Source organism: Kocuria sp. CPCC 205258 (assembly GCF_040981005.1).
GTDB lineage: Bacteria > Actinomycetota > Actinomycetes > Actinomycetales > Micrococcaceae > Kocuria > Kocuria rosea.
Map to the genome: position 1 here is coordinate 14,831 of NZ_JAVKPS010000015.1, position 17,014 is coordinate 31,844.

15 protein-coding genes are annotated in these 17,014 nt (G+C 74.9%); 7 read left to right on the plus strand and 8 right to left on the minus strand.

What is annotated here, in order from left to right:
* Nucleotides 1-48: 48 nt before the first annotated feature.
* Together xylA and xylB are read left to right on the plus strand one after the other, a co-directional pair.
* Nucleotides 49-1,272, plus strand: a complete 1,224-nt coding sequence (gene xylA / locus RF644_RS17375) for a xylose isomerase (RefSeq protein ID WP_368797438.1) — start codon at nt 49-51, stop codon at nt 1,270-1,272.
* 151 nt (nt 1,273-1,423) lie between these two features.
* Nucleotides 1,424-2,848 carry a xylulokinase gene (xylB, locus tag RF644_RS17380; protein WP_368797439.1) on the plus strand — a complete coding sequence of 475 codons (1,425 nt, stop codon included), beginning with the start codon at nt 1,424-1,426 and terminating at the stop codon, nt 2,846-2,848.
* 141 nt (nt 2,849-2,989) lie between these two features.
* Here xylB and RF644_RS17385 read toward each other — a convergent pair whose 3' ends face one another.
* Nucleotides 2,990-3,496: a PTS sugar transporter subunit IIA gene (locus RF644_RS17385; RefSeq protein ID WP_368797440.1), complete on the minus strand. Its 507-nt coding sequence runs from the start codon at nt 3,494-3,496 to the stop codon at nt 2,990-2,992.
* A 206-nt stretch (nt 3,497-3,702) separates the two neighbouring features.
* Between RF644_RS17385 and RF644_RS17390 the strand changes: the two genes are divergently transcribed.
* The 3 genes from RF644_RS17390 to RF644_RS17400 are packed head-to-tail and all read left to right on the plus strand — an operon-like array spanning nt 3,703 to nt 7,866.
* Complete coding sequence (locus RF644_RS17390) at nt 3,703-4,467, plus strand: LamB/YcsF family protein (RefSeq protein WP_368797441.1); 765 nt, start codon at nt 3,703-3,705, stop codon at nt 4,465-4,467.
* On the plus strand, nt 4,464-6,110 hold the full coding sequence (locus RF644_RS17395; protein WP_368797442.1) for a 5-oxoprolinase/urea amidolyase family protein: 1,647 nt from the start codon (nt 4,464-4,466) through the stop codon (nt 6,108-6,110). The genes RF644_RS17390 and RF644_RS17395 overlap by 4 nt, the downstream gene beginning before the upstream one ends.
* 4 nt (nt 6,111-6,114) lie before the next feature.
* Nucleotides 6,115-7,866 (plus strand): biotin carboxylase N-terminal domain-containing protein, encoded by a 1,752-nt coding sequence (locus tag RF644_RS17400; protein WP_368797443.1) that lies wholly within the window; start codon nt 6,115-6,117, stop codon nt 7,864-7,866.
* Between the two features lie 43 nt (nt 7,867-7,909).
* Here RF644_RS17400 and RF644_RS17405 read toward each other — a convergent pair whose 3' ends face one another.
* Nucleotides 7,910-8,872 carry an ABC transporter substrate-binding protein gene (locus RF644_RS17405; protein WP_017833158.1) on the minus strand — a complete coding sequence of 321 codons (963 nt, stop codon included), beginning with the start codon at nt 8,870-8,872 and terminating at the stop codon, nt 7,910-7,912.
* A gap of 112 nt (nt 8,873-8,984) precedes the next feature.
* Between RF644_RS17405 and RF644_RS17410 the strand changes: the two genes are divergently transcribed.
* Nucleotides 8,985-9,719, plus strand: coding sequence for a GntR family transcriptional regulator (locus RF644_RS17410; protein ID WP_368797444.1), 735 nt, complete (start codon nt 8,985-8,987; stop codon nt 9,717-9,719).
* Here RF644_RS17410 and RF644_RS17415 read toward each other — a convergent pair.
* Nucleotides 9,682-10,425 (minus strand): putative hydro-lyase, encoded by a 744-nt coding sequence (locus tag RF644_RS17415; protein ID WP_368797471.1) that lies wholly within the window; start codon nt 10,423-10,425, stop codon nt 9,682-9,684. The two genes, RF644_RS17410 and RF644_RS17415, sit on opposite strands and share 38 nt — an antisense overlap.
* A gap of 71 nt (nt 10,426-10,496) precedes the next feature.
* The gene (locus tag RF644_RS17420; protein WP_368797445.1) at nt 10,497-11,750 is read right to left on the minus strand and encodes an NRAMP family divalent metal transporter; all 1,254 of its coding nucleotides are present in this window, start codon (nt 11,748-11,750) and stop codon (nt 10,497-10,499) included.
* A gap of 199 nt (nt 11,751-11,949) precedes the next feature.
* Here RF644_RS17420 and RF644_RS17425 point away from each other — a divergent pair, with 199 nt between their 5' ends.
* Nucleotides 11,950-12,939, plus strand: coding sequence for a DNA-3-methyladenine glycosylase (locus tag RF644_RS17425; protein WP_368797446.1), 990 nt, complete (start codon nt 11,950-11,952; stop codon nt 12,937-12,939).
* A 40-nt stretch (nt 12,940-12,979) separates the two neighbouring features.
* Here RF644_RS17425 and RF644_RS17430 read toward each other — a convergent pair whose 3' ends face one another.
* The 4 genes from RF644_RS17430 to RF644_RS17445 are packed head-to-tail and all read right to left on the minus strand — an operon-like array spanning nt 12,980 to nt 16,955.
* Nucleotides 12,980-14,014: an ABC transporter ATP-binding protein gene (locus RF644_RS17430; protein WP_368797447.1), complete on the minus strand. Its 1,035-nt coding sequence runs from the start codon at nt 14,012-14,014 to the stop codon at nt 12,980-12,982.
* Nucleotides 14,007-15,074 (minus strand): ABC transporter ATP-binding protein, encoded by a 1,068-nt coding sequence (locus tag RF644_RS17435; RefSeq protein WP_368797448.1) that lies wholly within the window; start codon nt 15,072-15,074, stop codon nt 14,007-14,009. Before RF644_RS17435 ends, RF644_RS17430 begins: the two co-directional genes overlap by 8 nt.
* Nucleotides 15,071-16,039, minus strand: coding sequence for an ABC transporter permease (locus tag RF644_RS17440; RefSeq protein ID WP_081994050.1), 969 nt, complete (start codon nt 16,037-16,039; stop codon nt 15,071-15,073). Before RF644_RS17440 ends, RF644_RS17435 begins: the two co-directional genes overlap by 4 nt.
* Nucleotides 16,032-16,955, minus strand: coding sequence for an ABC transporter permease (locus tag RF644_RS17445; RefSeq protein WP_368797449.1), 924 nt, complete (start codon nt 16,953-16,955; stop codon nt 16,032-16,034). The genes RF644_RS17440 and RF644_RS17445 overlap by 8 nt, the downstream gene beginning before the upstream one ends.
* Between the last annotated feature and the right edge of the window lie 59 nt (nt 16,956-17,014).

Genomic DNA, 17,014 nt, shown 5'->3' on the forward strand with positions numbered 1-17,014 from the left:
GCTCTTATAGTAAGTAACGGAAACTAACCAACTGGGAAAGGACCTCCGATGCCCACCGCTTCCCCCGCGACCTCCCTCGCCTCGTCACTCACCCCGTCCCCCGCGGACAAGTTCTCCTTCGGCCTGTGGACCGTGGGCTGGGCCGCCCGCGACCAGTTCGGCACCGCCTCCCGGCCCGAGCTCGACCCCCTCGAGTCCGTGCGCAAGCTCAAGGAGCTCGGCGCCTGGGGCTTCACCTTCCACGACAACGACCTGGTCCCCTTCGACGCCACCGAGGCCCAGCGCGAGAAGCTGATCGGGCAGCTGAAGCAGACCATGGACGAGACCGGCATGGTCTGCGAGATGGTCACCACGGACACCTTCGCGGAGCCGATCTTCAAGGACGGCGCGTTCACGTCCAACGACCGGCGGGTCCGGCGCTACGGCCTGCGCAAGGTGCTCCGCAACGTGGACCTCGCCGCCGAGCTCGGCGCCACGACCTTCGTGATGTGGGGCGGGCGCGAGGGCACCGAGTACGACTCCTCCAAGGACCTCCACGCCGCCCTGGACCGCTACGCCGAGGGCATCGACACCGTGGCCGGGTACATCAAGTCCCAGGGCTACGACATGCGCATCGGCCTCGAGCCGAAGCCCAATGAGCCCCGCGGCAACATCTTCCTGCCCACCATCGGGCACGCCCTCGCGTTCATCGACCGGCTCGAGAACGGGGACGTCGTGGGCGTGAACCCGGAGACCGGGCACGAGCAGATGGCCACGCTGAACTACACGCACGGCCTCGCCGAGGCGCTGTGGTGCGAGAAGCTGTTCCACATCGACCTCAACGGCCAGAACGGCCCGATGTACGACCAGGACCTGGTGTTCGGCCACGGCAACCTGATCAGCGCCTTCTTCACGGTGGACCTGCTGGAGAACGGGTTCCCGTCCCTGCCGGGCGCCTACCAGGGGGCCCGCCACTTCGACTACAAGCCCTCCCGCACCGAGCACCTCGACGGCGTCTGGGACTCGGCCGCGGCGAACATGCGGATGTACCTGCTGCTGAAGGAGCGGGCCGTGGCCTTCCGCCAGGACCCCGACGTCCAGGAGGCCATGGAGCAGTCCGGCATCCTCGAGCTCGGCGAGCCGACCCTCGCCGAGGGCGAGGACCTCGAGGCGTTCCTCGCCGACCGCAGCGCCTACGAGGACCTCGACCTGACGGGCCCCTCGGAGCGCAACTACGGCTTCGTGCGCCTGCACCAGCTCGCCGTCGAGCACCTCATGGGCGCCCGGGGCTGAGACACCCGGGGCCGGCACCCACCCCCCTCCGAGGTGCCGGCCCCGTCCCGGCCCGGTCCGGCGCACGTCCCCCCTGCGCCGGGCCGGGCACTGCGCGTCCCGTCCCGCGGCGCCCTCGCCGCTCCGTCCCGACCCTGCACCGAGGTTCTTCATGGCACGCACCACCGTCCTGGGCATCGACTCCTCCACCCAGTCCACCAAGGCGCTCCTCGTCGACGCCGGCACCGGCGAGGTCCTCGCGCAGCGCCGCGCCCCCCACCCGGACGGGACCGAGGTGGACCCCCGGGCCTGGCTCGCCGCGCTCGACGACGCCGCCGGGCCCTTCCTCGCGGAGGCCGCCGCGGTCTCCGTCGGGGGCCAGCAGCACGGGATGGTCGCCCTCGACGAGCACGACGCCGTGGTGCGCGACGCCCTGCTGTGGAACGACACCCGCTCGGCGCCGCAGGCCCGCCGGCTCGTCGAGGAGATGGGCGGTGCGGCCGCCTGCGCCGAGGAGCTCGGCAGCGTGCTGGTCGCGTCCATGACGTCCACCAAGCTGCGCTGGATGGCGGAGCACGAGCCGGAGCACGCGGCCCGCACCCACCGGGTGCTGCTGCCCCACGACTACCTGTCCCACCACCTCGACGCCGACCGGTCGTCCTTCTTCACCGACCGCGGCGACGCCTCCGGGACCGGCTACTTCTCCACGCGCACCGGCGCCTGGGACCACGCCCTCGTGGAGCAGGCGCTCGGCCACGACCTCGAGCTCCCCCAGGTGGCCGCCGCCCCGAACGCGGTCATGGGCCGCACGGCCGCGGGGGCGGTGCTCGCGGCCGGCACGGGCGACAACATGGCCGCCGCGCTGGGCGTCACGCTCGGCCCCGGCGACGTGTCCCTGTCGATCGGCACCTCCGGGGTCGCGGCCATGGTCTCGGAGACCCGCACCGCGGACCCCAGCGGGCTGGTGACCGGCTTCGCCGACGCCACCGGCCGGTACCTGCCCATGGCCACGACCCTCAACGCCGCCCGGATCCTGGAGTTCGGGGCCCGGGTGCTGGGCGTCGACCACGCGGGCCTCGCCGAGCTCGCCCTCGCGGGCCGCCCCGGGGCGGGCGGCGTCACCCTGCTCCCCTACCTCGACGGGGAGCGCACGCCCGACCGGCCCGAGGCCCGCGCCACCCTGCACGGGATGTCCTCGCGCACCGACCGGGAGGACATCGCCCGGGCCTGCGTGGAGGGCCTGCTCTGCTCCCTCGCCGACGGCGTGGCCGCGCTCGAGCGGGCCACCGGCACCGCCGCGGAGCGGATCCTCCTGATCGGCGGCGGCGCGCAGTCCGAGGCGGTGCGCCGGCTCGCCCCGGCCGTGCTCGGCCGTCCCGTGCTCGTCCCCGCCCCGGCGGAGTACGTGGCCCTCGGCGCCGCCCGGCAGGCCGCCTGGGCCCTCTCGGGCGGGGACGAGCCCCCGGCCTGGGCGCTCGCCGGCGCCCGGCAGTACGAGGCGGAGCCGACGCCCGAGGTCCTGGAGGCCTACCGCACGCTGCGCGACCGGACCGCCGGCTGGTCCCGGCCCCCGGCCGGCGCCCGTCCCGAGCGGTGAGACCGGCCCGCGGTCCGGCGGGGCGCCGCCCGACGGGCGGGAGGCCGCCGTCCGCACCCCGGCAGCCCCGGGCGGTCTGAGCCCGCGCCTGCTCGACCTCGGCGCCGCGGTCCGGGCCCCGCACCTGCCCGGCCGGACCGGTCAGCCCAGCGCCTCCTCCAGCGCGGCCAGCACCTCGGACGCGCTCCCGGCGTCGAGGAGGGCCCGCCGGCAGGGCTCCCCGGCCAGGGCCTCGGAGAGCTCGGCCAGCAGCTCCAGGTGCTCCTCCCCGGAGCGCTCCTCCGGGAGGGAGATCAGGAAGACCAGGTGGACCGGTTCGCCGTCGAGCGCGTTCCACTCCACGCCGTCCCGGCTGCGGGCGAACGCGATCATCGGCCGCTCGGCACCGGCGGACTTGGCGTGCGGCAGGGCCACGCCGTTGCCCACCCCGGTGGACCCCTCCTCCTCCCTGGCCAGGGCCGCCGCGACGGTGCTGTCGGCGTCGTACGCCCGCCCCGTGTGCGCGCCGAGCTCGGCGAGCTGCCGGATCACGCCGTCCCGGTCCGCCCCGTGGACGTCCAGGAGCACGGTCGACTCGCTCAGGTGGGCCAGGACGGAGCCGGAGCGCCCCGGGGAGTCGTCCGTAGCGCGGGAGGTCCTGTCGCTCATGTGCTGTCCCATCGGTGGAGGTGGACGGGCGGCGCGGTCCCACCGCGCCGCCCGCGGCACCGCTGCGCCCTCGTGCGGGCCAACCTACGGCGGCCGGGCCCCGGCGTCCACCGGTCCGCGCGGATTCCGATCCCGACGGCAAATATTGTTGAACAATCCTGGGGGACAGGGCATGCTGGAGGGACCGACGTGACAAGGAGCACAGCATGCCCCCCTCCGACATCGACCTCAACGCGGACTGCGGCGAGTCGCTCAGCGCCTGGGCCATGGCCGGCGACGAGGCCGTCCTGCACGTGGTCACCAGCGCCAACGTGGCCTGCGGCTTCCACGCGGGGGACCCGACGGTCGCCCGCCGGACCTGCACCGTGGCCGCCGAGCAGGGCGTGGCCGTGGGCGCGCAGGTCTCCTACGACGACCTCAAGGGCTTCGGCCGCCGCTTCATCGCCGTGCCCCGGGCGGAGCTGACCGACCAGCTGGTGTACCAGGTCGGCGCCCTCCAGGCCCTGGCCCGTGCCTCGGGCACCGGGGTGAGCTACGTCAAGCCGCACGGCGCCCTGTACAACGCGATCGTCCACCACGAGGAGCACGCAGGAGCGGTGGTGGACGCCGTGCGCGACGTCGACGACGCCCTGCCCCTGCTGGTGCTGCCCGGCTCCGAGATCGAGCGCCAGGCGCGGGCGGCCGGGCTGCGCACGGTCCGCGAGGCCTTCGCCGACCGCGGCTACACGCCGCAGGCCACGCTCGTGCCCCGCACCGAGGCCGGCGCCGTCCTGCACGACGCCGACGAGATCGCCGCCCGCGTGGTGCGGATGGCCGTCGAGGGCGTGGTCGAGGCCGTCGACGGCTCCCTCGTGGCGGTGGACGCCCAGAGCATCTGCGTGCACGGGGACACCCCCGGGGCGCTGGCCATCGCCGAGCGCGTGCGCCGCGCCCTCGAGGAGGCCGGCCTGCGGGTCGGGAGCTTCCTGTGAGCGGGCCGGCCCCCGCGGGGCCCCGCCGGGTGCGGCCGCTCGGCCCGCGGGCGGCGCTGGTCGAGTGCGCCGACCTGCACGACGCCGTGGCGGTGCACGCCCGGCTCGCCGCCGCGGACCTGCCCGGGCTCGTGGACTGCGTGGCCGGCGCGGAGACCGTGGTGGTGCGCGCGAGCACCACCGCGGCGCTGCGGGGAGTCGTCCACGCCGCCCGCGCCGTCCCCCGCGGGAGCGCCGGGGCCGGCGGGGCCCGCACCGTGACCATCGACGTCGTCTACGACGGCGAGGACCTCGAGGCGGTCGGCGAGCTCACGGGCCTCGGCGCGGACGGGGTGGTCCGGTTCCACACCGGGCAGGCGTGGACGGCCGCCTTCGCCGGCTTCGCGCCCGGCTTCTTCTACTGCGTGGGCGAGAACGGTCCCGACGTCCCGCGCCGGGGCACGCCGCGCACTGCCGTCCCCGCCGGCTCGGTGGCCCTGGCCGGACGGTTCTCCGCCGTCTATCCCCGCAGCTCCCCCGGCGGCTGGCAGCTCATCGGCCGCTCCGCGGCCCGGATGTTCGACCTCGACCGCGAGGACCCCGCCCTGCTGCGCCCCGGGGACCGGGTGCGCTACCGGCCCGTGCGCGAGCTCGTGGAGGTCGCCGCGGCCCCCGCCCGGACCGCCCCGGCACGGGGGCCCCACCTGACGGTCGGCGCCCCCGGGCTGCAGACCCTCGTCCAGGACGGCGGCCGGGCGGGCTCCGCCGCGCTGGGCGTGTCCCCCTCCGGCGCGCTCGACGCCGCCGCCGCCGGTTCGGCCAACCGGCTCGTGGGCAACGGCCCGGGGGCGGCGGTGCTGGAGCACCTGCTCGGCGGGCTCGAGCTGACCGCCCACGGGGAGCACGTCCTGGCGGTCACCGGCGCGCGGGCGGCGCTGACGGTCACGGGCCCGGCCCCGTGGCGACCCCCGCCCGGCACCCCCTTCGCCCTGCGCGACGGCGAACGGCTGGCCGTCGGCACCGTGACGGCCGGGGCGCGGGTCTACGTCGGCGTCCGCGGCGGGATCGCGGTCCCGCCGGTGCTGGGCAGCCGCTCCGCGGACACGCTCGCGGGGCTGGGCCCGGACCCCCTGGCCGCCGGCGACGCCCTGCCGGTCGGACCGGACCCGGGCACCGCCGTCCAGCCCCCCGAGCCGGCGCCCACCCCGGCCGCGGTGCCCACGGTCCGCGTGGTCCCGGGCCCCCGCGACGACTGGTTCACCCCCGCCGCCGTGGCCTCCTTCTTCGCGCAGGAGTGGGAGCTGACCGCGTCCTCCGACCGCGTGGGCGCCCGGCTCTCCGGCGAGCCGCTGGAGCGGGTGCGCACGGACGAACTGCCCAGCGAGGGGACCGTGCCCGGCTGCATCCAGGTCCCGCCCGCGGGCCTGCCGGTCGTCCTGCTGCAGGACGCGCCCACCACCGGCGGCTACCCCGTGCTCGGGGTGGTCCAACCGGAGGACCTCGCCGTGCTCGCCCAGCTGCGCCCCGGCGGGCGCCTGCGCTTCATCCGGCTGCCGGCGCCCGATCTCGGCCCGCCGCCCGCGGAGGACCCCGAGCCCGCCACCGCGCAGACCGAACCCGCCAGCACCGCCACCAGCACGTCCACCGACACCTCCCGGGAGTAGCACCGTGCGCAAGATCCTGATCGCCAACCGCGGGGAGATCGCCGTCCGCGTCGTCCACGCCTGCGCCGAGGCCGGCCTCGAGTCCGTGGCCGTCTACGCCGACCCCGACGCCGACGCCCCGCACGTCCTCCTTGCCGACGAGGCGTACGCCCTGGAGGGCACCTCGGCCGCCGAGACCTACCTGGACGGGGACGAGGTGCTCGCGATCGCCCGCCGGTGCGGCGCCGACGCCGTGCACCCGGGCTACGGGTTCCTCTCCGAGAACGCCGGGTTCGCCCGGGCGGTGATCGAGGCCGGCCTCACCTGGATCGGCCCCTCCCCGGAGACGATCGTGCTGCTGGGGGACAAGGTCGCCGCCCGCGAGATCGCCCGGCGCGCCGGCGCCCCGCTCGTGCCGGGCAGCGACGGCCCGGTCGAGTCGCCGGAGGACGCCCGGGCCTTCGCGCAGGAGCACGGCCTGCCGGTGATCGTGAAGGCCGCCCACGGCGGCGGGGGCCGCGGCATGCGCGTGGTCCGGGAGCTCGACGAGGTCGAGGACGCCTTCCGCTCGGCCGCCCGCGAGGCGCAGAGCGCGTTCGGCCGCGGCGAGTGCTTCGTGGAGCGCTTCCTGGACCGCCCGCGGCACGTGGAGGCGCAGGTCGTGGCCGACGCCCACGGCCACGTCGTCGTGCTCGGGACCCGGGACTGCTCCCTGCAGCGCCGCCACCAGAAGCTCGTCGAGGAGGCCCCCGCGCCGTTCCTCTCGGACGACCAGCGCGAGCGGATCGCCGCCGCCGCCGAGGGCATCTTCCGGGAGGCCGGGTACGTGGGGGTGGGCACCGCCGAGTTCCTCGTGGCCCCGGACGGGCTGATCTCCTTCCTGGAGGTCAACACCCGGCTCCAGGTGGAGCACCCGATCACCGAGGAGGTCTACGGCGTGGACCTGGTCCGGGCCCAGCTGAGCGTGGCCGCCGGGGACCCGCTGCCGGTGCTCGAGACCCCGGTCCCGCGCGGGCACGCGTTCGAGTTCCGGATCAACGCCGAGGACCCCGGCCGCGGCTTCCTGCCCTCCGGGGGCACGGTCGAGGCCGTCGACACCCCGACCGGCCCGGGCGTGCGCGTGGACTCCGGGGTGCACCGCGGCACCCGGGTGGCCACGACCTTCGACTCGCTGCTGCTCAAGCTCGTGGTCAGCGCACCCACCCGCGAGCAGGCGCTCGTGCGGGCCCGCACCGCCCTGCGCGAGCTGCGGGTGCACGGCGTGGCCACCACGGTCCCGTTCCACCGCGCCGTGCTGGACGCCCCCGCCTTCACGGGGGGCGAGGGGCTCGGGGTGTGGACCACGTGGATCGAGGACGAGTTCGCCGGCCGGCTCGCCCCGGACGCCGAGTACGCCCGCGCGGACCAGCCGGGCCGCACCCGCTTCACCGTGGACGTGGACGGGCGGCGCCTGAGCATCGGGATCCCCGACGCCCTCGCCGCGGCCCTGGGCTCCGCCCCCGCGGCGTCGGAGGCCGCCCCCGCGGCGTCGGAGGCCGCCCCCGCGGAGGCGCAGCCCGCCGACGACGGCGCCGTCACCGCGCCCTTCGCGGGCACGCTCGTCTCGTGGCTGGTGGCCGAGCAGGAGGACGTGGCCGCAGGCCAGGACGTCGCCGTGCTGGAGGCCATGAAGACCGAGACCCGGGTGTCCGCGCCGCGGGCCGGCACGGTCCGGGAGCTCGCGGTGGGACCGGGGGACGCGGTGACCGCCGACCAGGTGCTGGCCCGCCTCTCCTGACCGGGCTCCACCGCGGCTCGGCCGGCGGCCGCGCGGCCGCCGGTCACTCGGGGAGCAGCTCCTCGAGGGGCGGGGCCTCCTCGATGAGCCCGTGCTGGACGGCGAGGTCCGCGAGCTCCTGCACGGACTGCCGGTTCACCTCGGTGGGGTAGGCGGGCAGGACGAGCTGGTCGATCAGCTCCTCGTCGAGCTGCGTGTAGCTGGGCAGCACGGCCCGGACCTCGTCGGGGTTGTCCTGCGCGAACTGCAGCGACTTCTCGATGGCGGCCCGGAAAGCCTCGACGGTCTCGGGCTCCTGGGCCAGCACGTCCTCGGTGGTGAAGTACACGGCCACCGTCAGGTCCTCGATCGGGAACGCGTAGTTGGAGACCGCCGAGCGCGCCCCGTCCTGCATGGCGATGGTCCGGAACGGCTCGATCGAGCCGATCGCGTCCACCTCGCCCCGCTCCAGGGCCGCCGGCATGTCGGGGAGCGGGACCTCGACGAACTCGACGTCCCCGGGGTCCCCGCCCTGCGCCTCGATGGCCGCGCGGATGGTGGTGTCGCTGATGTTGTTCAGGGTGTTCACCCCGACGGTCCTGCCCTGCAGGTCCGCGGCGTCCTGGATGTCGCTGTCCTCGCGCACCAGGACGTCGGCGAAGTCCTCGCCCTGCACCCCGGTGGAGTTGTTGGCGTTGGCGATGATCTGCAGCGGCAGACCCTGGGACCGGGCGACGATCAGCGACGTCACGTTGCTGAAGCCGAAGTCCATCTCCCCGCTGACCACGGACGGGACGATGGCCGCACCGCCCTGGGCCTGGGTGATGTCGAGCTCCAGGCCCTCCTCCTCGAAGAAGCCCTGCTCGATCCCGAGGTAGAGGGGCGCCACGTCGGTGCTCGCGATGACGCCCACGCCGACCCTGGTCAGCTCGCCGTCCCCGGCCGCTCCGCCGCCGGACTCCCCTCCCCCGCACGCGGTCACCGTCAGGACGGCCGCCGTGGCGAGTGCTGCACCGGTCTTCTGCATCGAAGCCTCCAGGGAGTGGGTCGGACGTCCTGACAGCGTAGAGGACGGCCCGGTCCGCCACCAGGGTGCCGCCGCACGGCCGGGCGCCCCCGGGATGTCAGGATGGGGATCGATGAACACCGTGCAGAACGAGATCCTGACGACGGCCGTCGCCCAGGCCGGGCCCGCCCCGCAGGGCGAGGCCATCCCGTGGGCGGTGGACGTGCTGCGCCAGGGCGTCGTGGCCGGCCGGCTGCCGCCCGGGACCCGGCTCTCGGAGGCCCGGGTCAGCGAGGCGCTGCGGGTCTCCCGCAACACCCTGCGCGAGGCGTTCACGATCCTGGTCGGGGAGAACCTGCTGGTGCGGGTGCCCAACCGCGGCGTCTCGGTGGCCCGGCCCGGCGCGGACGACGTGCGGGAGATCCACCGGGTGCGGCTCGCCCTGGAGACCTCGGCGCTGCGCTGGTCGGACCCGGTCCCGCAGCCGGGCCTGCACGCCGCCGTCGAGGACGGCCGCGCCGCCCGCGACCGCCGGGACGTCACCGGCATGGCCGACGCGAACCAGCGGTTCCACCGCGGCGTGGTGGAGCTGGCCGGCTCGCCGCGCCAGGACGAGCTGATGTCCCGGACCCTCGCGGAGATGCGGCTGGTGTTCTACTCCATGCGCCAGGACCCGTCCTTCCACGCGCCCTGGATCGAGCGCAACGCCCGGATCCTCGAGCTCTTCGAGCAGGGCCGGCGCGAGGAGGCCGCCGTGCAGATGCACGACTACCTGGAGGCCTCCCGGCAGCAGCTGCTGGACGTCCTGGAGGGCCCCGCGCCGGCCGCGCTCAGGGGACCTGGTACTGCCAGTCGGGCAGGTCGGTGACCAGCATGTGGCCCGGGGCGTGCCCGAGGGCGAACGGCACCCCGGACTCGAGCACCGCCGCCTGGGGCGTCACCCCGCAGGCCCAGAACACGGGGACGTGGCCGTCCGGGATCTCCACCGCGTCCCCGTAGTCGGGGGCCCCGAGGTCCCGGATGCCCAGCTCCTGCGGGGCGCCGACGTGCACCGGGGCGCCGTGCACGGCGGGATAGCGGGAGGTGATGCGCACCGCGTCGGCCACCCGGGAGGCGGGGATCGCCCGCATGGACACGACCAGCGGGCCGGACAGCCGCCCGGCGGGCACGCACGGGACGTTCGTGCGGTACATCGGGACGTTGACGCCCTGGTCGATGTGGGCGATCGGGATCCCGGCCTCCTGCAGGGCCGCCTCGAAGGTGAAGCTGCAGCCGAGGGCGAAGGTCACGAGGTCCTCGCGCCACACGTCCAGCAGGTCGGTGCGGGTGCCCGCCGCCTCGCCGTCCCGGTAGACGGTGTAGAGCGGGACGTCGGTGCGGACGTCGCCGCCGCCCAGCAGCGGCCCGGTCACCTCGCCGGCCTCGAGCACGCCGAGCACCGGGCACGGCTTGGGGTTGCGCTGGGCGAAGAGCAGGACGTCGAAGGCCCAGTCCGCGGGGACGACGATCAGGTTGGCCTGCGCGAAGCCGTCGCACCAGCCCGACGTGGGCGTGACCAGGCCGCTGCGGAACATCGCCCGGGCGGCGCCCGGGGCCAGGGCGGCCCGGTCCCGCCGGGCCTGCGTGCTGTCCGGTCCCACGGCGATCACGCCCACAGCGCGGCGATGCCGCTGAGGGACTGGTAGCCCAGGAAGATGGTGAGCAGCCACACCACGGTGCCGATCAGAGCGAGCCACTTCGGGTACTCGTAGCCGCCCAGCAGGTCCCGCCGGCGCCAGGCCACCCACAGCAGCACCGCGAAGCCCAGCGGCAGGATGAGCCCGTTGACGGCGCCCGCCACGATGAGCAGCGTGGACGGCGCCTGGCCGAGCAGGACGAACACGGTGGCCGAGACCAGGATGAAGGCGATGGTCATCAGGTTCCGGGTGCGCGGCCTCGTCCGGGAGGTGGTGAGGAAGGACACCGAGGTGTAGGCGGCGCCGATGACCGAGGAGATGGACGCGGCCCACAGGATGACCCCGAACAGGCGCAGGCCGACCTCCCCGGCGGCGGAGCGGAACGCCTGGGCGGCGAGGTTCTCGCCCGTGAGCTGGGCGCCGCCGGCGACCACCCCGAGGATCGCCAGGAACAGCAGGAAGCGCATGACCCCGGTGAGCACGATGCTCACCACGGAGCTGCGGGAGATCTGCTTGACGCTCTCCACGCCGGTGATCCCGGCGTCGACGATGCGGTGGGCGCCCGCGTAGGTGATGTACCCGCCCACGGTCCCGCCGATGAGGGTCGTGATGATCAGGAAGTCCACGTTCTCGGGCAGCACCACGTTGCGCAGCGCCTCCCCCACCGGGGGCCGCGAGACGAACGCGACGTAGCTCGTCACGAGGATCATGAGCACGCCGAGGACCACCACGATCCGGTCCAGGGCCACGCCCGCGCGCTTGCTGACGAACACGCCCACCGCGATCAGCGCCGTGATGATGCCGCCCCACGTGGGGTCGAGGCCGAGCAGCGCGTCGAGGCCGAGCCCGCCGCCGGCGGTGTTGCCGATGTTGAAGACGAGCCCGCCGGTGGCCACGAGCGCGGCGATGAACCAGCCGAGGCCCGGCAGCACGCGGTTGCCGAGCTCGTGCGCCTTGAGCCCGGAGACGCCGATGATCCGCCACACGTTCAGCTGCACCGCGATGTCGACGACGATGGAGATGACGATGGCGAACGCGAAGGCGGCGCCCAGCTGCACGGTGAAGTTCGCGGTCTGGGTGATGAACCCGGGACCGATGGCGCTGGTGGCCATCAGGAAGAGGGCCCCGAGCAGGGCGGAGCGGTTCACGGCCCGCATCGCCGCGGGGCTGCTGACGGCGCCGCGACCCTCCGGGACGGGCGGGACGGGGGCGGAGCTGGACATGCGGCCTCCTCGGGACGGGAGCGACCTGCGCCGGGGCACGGCGCCGGCCACCCTGGACGTGGCCGCGGTCACTTTCGTGCCAGTGTAGTGATTGTTGAACAATCTGAACAGGGCCTCCGCCGCTTCTCCGCCTGGACACGCGGCGGCCCCCGGGACAGGCTGGGTCCGGATCCCCGCACTCGACGACCGGGAGCAGCGCATGCACGACGACGGGTCCGCGGGTGCCGTGGACCTCCTGCTCCCGGCGCCGGCGTCCCCCGGGTTCCTCCGGGACTTCCTGGCCTCCCAGGCCGTGCCCGGGTGCGACGACCTCGCGGGCGGCGCCCAGCGGCGCCCTGTCGTGGTGGACGGAGCGGTCCGCACGGTGACGGTCGACTGGAGGGGCCTCACTCCGGCCGGCCTGCCGGTGCGCGTGGGGCCCGGGGCGGCGGAGACCCTGGAGCCCGTGCTGGAGCGGGTGCGCCGCTGGCTCGGCGAGGGCACGGAGTCCTCCGCGGCGGACCGCGCCCTGGCGGCCGACCCCGTGCTCGCCGCGGACGTGCGCGCCTGGCCCCTGATCCGGCTGCCCGGTGCACCGGACGGCTTCGAGACGGCGGTCCTGACCGTGCTGGGGCAGCAGGTCTCCCTCGCCGCGGCCCGCACCTTCGCCGGGCGCCTGGTCCGCCACCACGGCACGCCCGTGGCCGGCGGCGCCACCGCCTTCCCGACGGCCCGCCGGATCGCCGGGACGGACCCGGCCCGGCTGCAGCGGGAGGTGGGCGTCACCACCCGCCGGGCCGCGACCGTGCACGCGCTCGCCGTGGCGGTCCGCGACGGACTCGTCCTCGACGCCCCGCCGGGACGTGCCGGCGCGCCGGCCGGGGAGGACGCCGCCGCGCTGCGCGAGCGCCTGCTGGCCCTGCCCGGCATCGGCCCGTGGACGGCCGGGTCGATCTCGCTGCGCGTCCTGGGCGACCCCGACGTCTTCCTGCCCCAGGACCTGGTCCTGCGGCGCGCGCTCGGGGCGGACGGGGCGGCCGCCGCCGCCGCGACGGCGTCCGCCTGGAGCCCCTGGCGCAGCTACGCCGTGATGCGGCTGTGGGCCCGCGCGGCGTTCCCGGACTCGGCCGCCCTGCCCGCCGGCGGGGACCGCGAGGCGCCCGGCGGACCCGGCCCCGCGGCGGCCCCCGGAGGGTCCGGGGCCCGCTGAGCCCGGCCGCCCGGCGCGGGCCTGCCGCGTCGGCCGGCGGCTACCCCGAGCCGGGCACGAGGTCCCGGCTCTCGGCGAAGTGGCAGGCCGCCGGGTGGCCCTGGCCGCGGTCGACGAGCTCCGGCTCCTGCTCGGCGCACACGTCCTGCGCCTTCCAGCACCGCGTCCGGAACCGGCACCCGGAGGGCGGGTTCGCGGGACTGGGCAGGTCGCCGCTGAGCATGATCCGCTCGCGCCCCCCGCGCAGGGCCGGTTCGTGGACCGGCACCGCGGAGAGCAGGGCCTGCGTGTACGGGTGGGCGGCCCGGTGGTAGATCGCGTCCCGGTCGCCCGTCTCCACCACCTTGCCGAGGTACATCACCGCGACCCGGTCGCTGAGGTGGCGCACCACCGAGAGGTCGTGGGCGATGAAGAGGAAGGACAGGCCGAACTCGTCCTGCAGGTCCTGTAGCAGATTGATGACCTGCGCCTGGACGGAGACGTCCAGGGCCGAGACCGGCTCGTCGCAGATGATCACCTCGGGGCGCAGGGCCAGGGCCCGCGCGATCCCGATGCGCTGCCGCTGGCCCCCGGAGAACTGGTGCGGGTACCGGTTGGCGTAGTCGGGCCGCAGCCCCACCCGCTCCAGCAGCTCACGGACCGTGGCCGCGCGGTCCTGCCGCGCCACCGCGTTGGGGTGCACCTCCCAGGCCTCGGCCACGATGTCCCCCACCGTCATCCGCGGGTTGAGGGACGAGTAGGGGTCCTGGAAGATGATCTGCACGTTGCGGCGGTACTCCCGCAGCTGCCGCGAGGACATCGCGGCCACGTCCCGGCCCTTGTACAGGACCTGGCCCGCGGTGGGCTGCTGCAGCGCCATGATGAGCTTCGCCACCGTGGACTTGCCGGAGCCGGACTCGCCCACGAGCCCCAGGGTCTCCCCCGGGCCGAGGGTCATGCTCACGCCGTCCACCGCCTGGACCTGGCCCACGGTCCGCCGCAGCAGCACCCCCTGGGTGAGGGGGAAGTGCTTGGTGAGCCCGCGCAGCTCCAGGAGGGGCGCGTCCGCCGTCGTCGTCGGCCGGGTGTCACTCATGCTCGAGCTCCTCGCTGTAGTGGCACGCGGCCGTCCGGCCCGGCACGACCTCGCGCAGCACCGGGACGTCCGCGGCGCAGTCCTTGCCCGGCGCCGCCGTCCGCCCGAACCGCGCCATGGGGCAGCGCGGGTGGAACGCGCAGCCGGCGGGAATGGCGGAGAGGTCCGGTGGGGTCCCGGCGATGGGCAGGAGCCGCTCGCCCTGGGACTCGAGGCTGGGCATCGAGGACATCAGCCCCCGGGTGTAGGGGTGCAGGGGCGCCGAGAGCACCTCGTCGACCGTGCCGTTCTCCACGATGCTGCCCGCGTACATCACCGCGACCCGGTCGGCGACCTCGTTGACCACCCCCAGGTCGTGGGTGATGAGGATGACGCCCATCCCGGCCTGCGTGCGGAGCTCGGTGAGCAGGTCCATGATCTGGGCCTGGACGGTGACGTCGAGCGCGGTGGTCGGCTCGTCGGCGATCAGGATGTCCGGGTCCAGGGCGATGGCCATCGCGATCATCACGCGCTGGCGCATGCCGCCGGAGAACTGGTGCGGGAAGTCGCCCACGCGCTCCCGGGCCGCGGGGATCCCCACGCGCTCCATGAGCTCGATCGCCCGGGCCTTCGCCTCCTGCCGGGAGGCGCCCCGGTGGGCGCGGAACAGCTCGCCGATCTGGTGGCCCACGGAGAAGACCGGGTTCAGGGCGGAGAGGGCGTCCTGGAAGACCATGGCGATGCCCGGCCCCCGCACCGCCCGCTGGTCCCGGCGGCTCATGCCCAGCAGGTCCTCGCCGTGGAAGCGGATCGCGCCGTGCGTGATGCGGGCGGGCGGGATGTCGAGGATGCCCATGACGGCCTGGGCGCTGACGCTCTTGCCGGAGCCGGACTCCCCGACGATCGCGAGGGTCTCGCCGGCCCGGACGGTGTAGCTGATCCCGTTGACGGCCCGGACGGTGCGCCGGCGGGAGCGGAACTCCACCGCGAGGTCGTCGACCTCGAGCACGGGGTCCGCCGCGCCGCCCTGCGGCGCGGGCACGGGGGCGGGGGTGGGAGCGGGGACGGAGGAGGGTGTCATCGGCGCAACTTCGGGTCGAGGGCGTCGCGCAGCGCGTCGCCCATGAGGATGAACGAGAGCACGGTCAGGGACAGGAACAGCGACGGGAAGAGGATCAGGTGCGGGGCGTCGCGCAGCCTGTTCTGCGCCGCGTTGATCTGCAGGCCCCAGGAGATCTCGGGCAGCTGCAGGCCCACGCCCAGGAAGGTGAGCGTCGCCTCGGAGGCGATGATCGTGCCGACCGCGATGGTGGAGTAGACCAGGACGGGCGCCACGGCGTTGGGCAGGATGTGCTTGGTGAGGATCCGGCCGGTCCGCGCGCCCAGCGCCCGGGCCGCCTGGACGTAGTCGGCCTCCTTGACCCCGATCACGTTGGAGCGGACCAGGCGCATGGCCGTCATCCAGCCGAACGCGATCAGCGCGAGGGAGACCTCGAGCACCCCGCGCTCGGGCAGCACGGAGAGCAGGATGATGGCGCCCAGGATGAGCGGCAGGCCGTAGAAGATGTCGGTGATCCGGGCGAGCAGCGAGTCGAGCCAGCCGCCGTAGTAGCCGGCGAGCGCGCCCACCACCACGCCGATGGCCAGGGTGCCCAGGACGGCGAGGAAGCCGATGGCCAGGGAGATGCGCGCGCCGTGCACCACGTTCGAGTAGTAGTCGCAGCCCTGGACATCGTAGCCGAACGGCGCCCCGGGCTGCGGGCCCTCCCCCGAGCGGCCGAGGCTGCAGGCCCGCGGGTCCACCGAGGTGAACGCCTGCGGGGCGAGGGCCATCACCGCGAACACGACGAAGAGCAGGGCCCCCACCAGGAAGAAGGGGTTGCGGAGCAGGCCCTTCCAGGCGTCCCGCCACAGGCTGACCTGCTCGATGTCCCCGGCGGCCGCCGCCGAGGCGATCTCGTCGGCGCGGTCGTCCACGCGGTCGGAGAAGGTCTCGTGGCGGGCGTCCCGCTCCTCGCGGACGCTCTCCGGACGCGGCTCATTCATAGCGGATCCTCGGGTCGAGGGCGGCGTAGAGGACATCGACCACCAGGTTGAAGAAGATGTAGAAGAAGACGAACAGGGTGACGATCCCGACGACGACGGCGCCCTCCTGCCGCAGCACCGCGTCGTAGACCGCCCGGCCGAGACCGGGGATGTTGAACACCGACTCGGTGACGATGGCCCCGCCCATGAGGGCGCCGAGGTCGGCGCCGATGAAGGTGACCACCGGGATGAGGCTGTTGCGCAGGGTGTGCTTGCCGACCACCGACACCTCGCTGAGGCCCTTGGCGCGCGCCGTGCGCACGTAGTCGCTCTGCAGGTTCTCCGCGAGGCTCGTGCGGGTCAGCCGGGCCACGTAGGCGAGCGAGAGCGCCGCGAGCACGAAGCCGGGCAGGACGTAGCTGTACCAGCCGTCCGAGATGCCGGCGATGGGGAACCAGCCGAGCCGCACGCCGAAGACGTACTGGGCGAGGAAGCCGAGGACGAAGACGGGGATGGACACGACCACCGTGGTGGAGACCAGCACGAGGTTGTCGAAGAAGGATCCGCGCCGCAGGCCCGCCAGCACGCCGGCGAGGATGCCGATGAGGATCTCGAAGGCCACGGCCACGAGGGCCAGCCGGGCCGTCACCGGCAGCCGGTCCACGATCGTGTCGAGGACGGGACGGCCCGAGAAGTCGGTGCCGAAGTCGCCCCGCACCAGGCCGCCCAGGTACTTGGCGTACTGGATCAGCAGCGGGTCGTCGAGGTTGTACTCGGCGCGCAGCTGCGCCTGTACGGCCTCGGACAGCGGCCGGTCGCCGGCCAGCGCCCGGATGGGATCGCCGGGCAGCGCGTAGACCATCGAGAAGATGAGCAGGGACGCGCCCAGCAGCACCGGGACGGTCAGCAGCAGACGGCGGAGGACGTACCGCCCCATGGGTCTCCTTGTGTGTGGAGGTGTTGCGCGGACAGGTGGGCCCGGGGCGCCCCGTGCGG

Excerpts from the sequence above, each read along its gene's own strand:
- RF644_RS17385 (WP_368797440.1), bottom strand. The coding sequence starts at position 3,496 with ATGAGCGACAGGACCTCCCGCGCTACGGACGACTCCCCGGGGCGCTCC.
- RF644_RS17390 (WP_368797441.1), top strand. The coding sequence starts at position 3,703 with ATGCCCCCCTCCGACATCGACCTCAACGCGGACTGCGGCGAGTCGCTC.
- RF644_RS17430 (WP_368797447.1), bottom strand. The coding sequence starts at position 14,014 with ATGAGTGACACCCGGCCGACGACGACGGCGGACGCGCCCCTCCTGGAG.
- RF644_RS17405 (WP_017833158.1), bottom strand. The coding sequence starts at position 8,872 with ATGCAGAAGACCGGTGCAGCACTCGCCACGGCGGCCGTCCTGACGGTG.
- xylB (WP_368797439.1), top strand. The coding sequence starts at position 1,424 with ATGGCACGCACCACCGTCCTGGGCATCGACTCCTCCACCCAGTCCACC.
- xylA (WP_368797438.1), top strand. The coding sequence starts at position 49 with ATGCCCACCGCTTCCCCCGCGACCTCCCTCGCCTCGTCACTCACCCCG.
- RF644_RS17440 (WP_081994050.1), bottom strand. The coding sequence starts at position 16,039 with ATGAATGAGCCGCGTCCGGAGAGCGTCCGCGAGGAGCGGGACGCCCGC.
- RF644_RS17425 (WP_368797446.1), top strand. The coding sequence starts at position 11,950 with ATGCACGACGACGGGTCCGCGGGTGCCGTGGACCTCCTGCTCCCGGCG.
- RF644_RS17420 (WP_368797445.1), bottom strand. The coding sequence starts at position 11,750 with ATGTCCAGCTCCGCCCCCGTCCCGCCCGTCCCGGAGGGTCGCGGCGCC.
- RF644_RS17410 (WP_368797444.1), top strand. The coding sequence starts at position 8,985 with ATGAACACCGTGCAGAACGAGATCCTGACGACGGCCGTCGCCCAGGCC.
- RF644_RS17445 (WP_368797449.1), bottom strand. The coding sequence starts at position 16,955 with ATGGGGCGGTACGTCCTCCGCCGTCTGCTGCTGACCGTCCCGGTGCTG.
- RF644_RS17415 (WP_368797471.1), bottom strand. The coding sequence starts at position 10,425 with ATGTTCCGCAGCGGCCTGGTCACGCCCACGTCGGGCTGGTGCGACGGC.
- RF644_RS17435 (WP_368797448.1), bottom strand. The coding sequence starts at position 15,074 with ATGACACCCTCCTCCGTCCCCGCTCCCACCCCCGCCCCCGTGCCCGCG.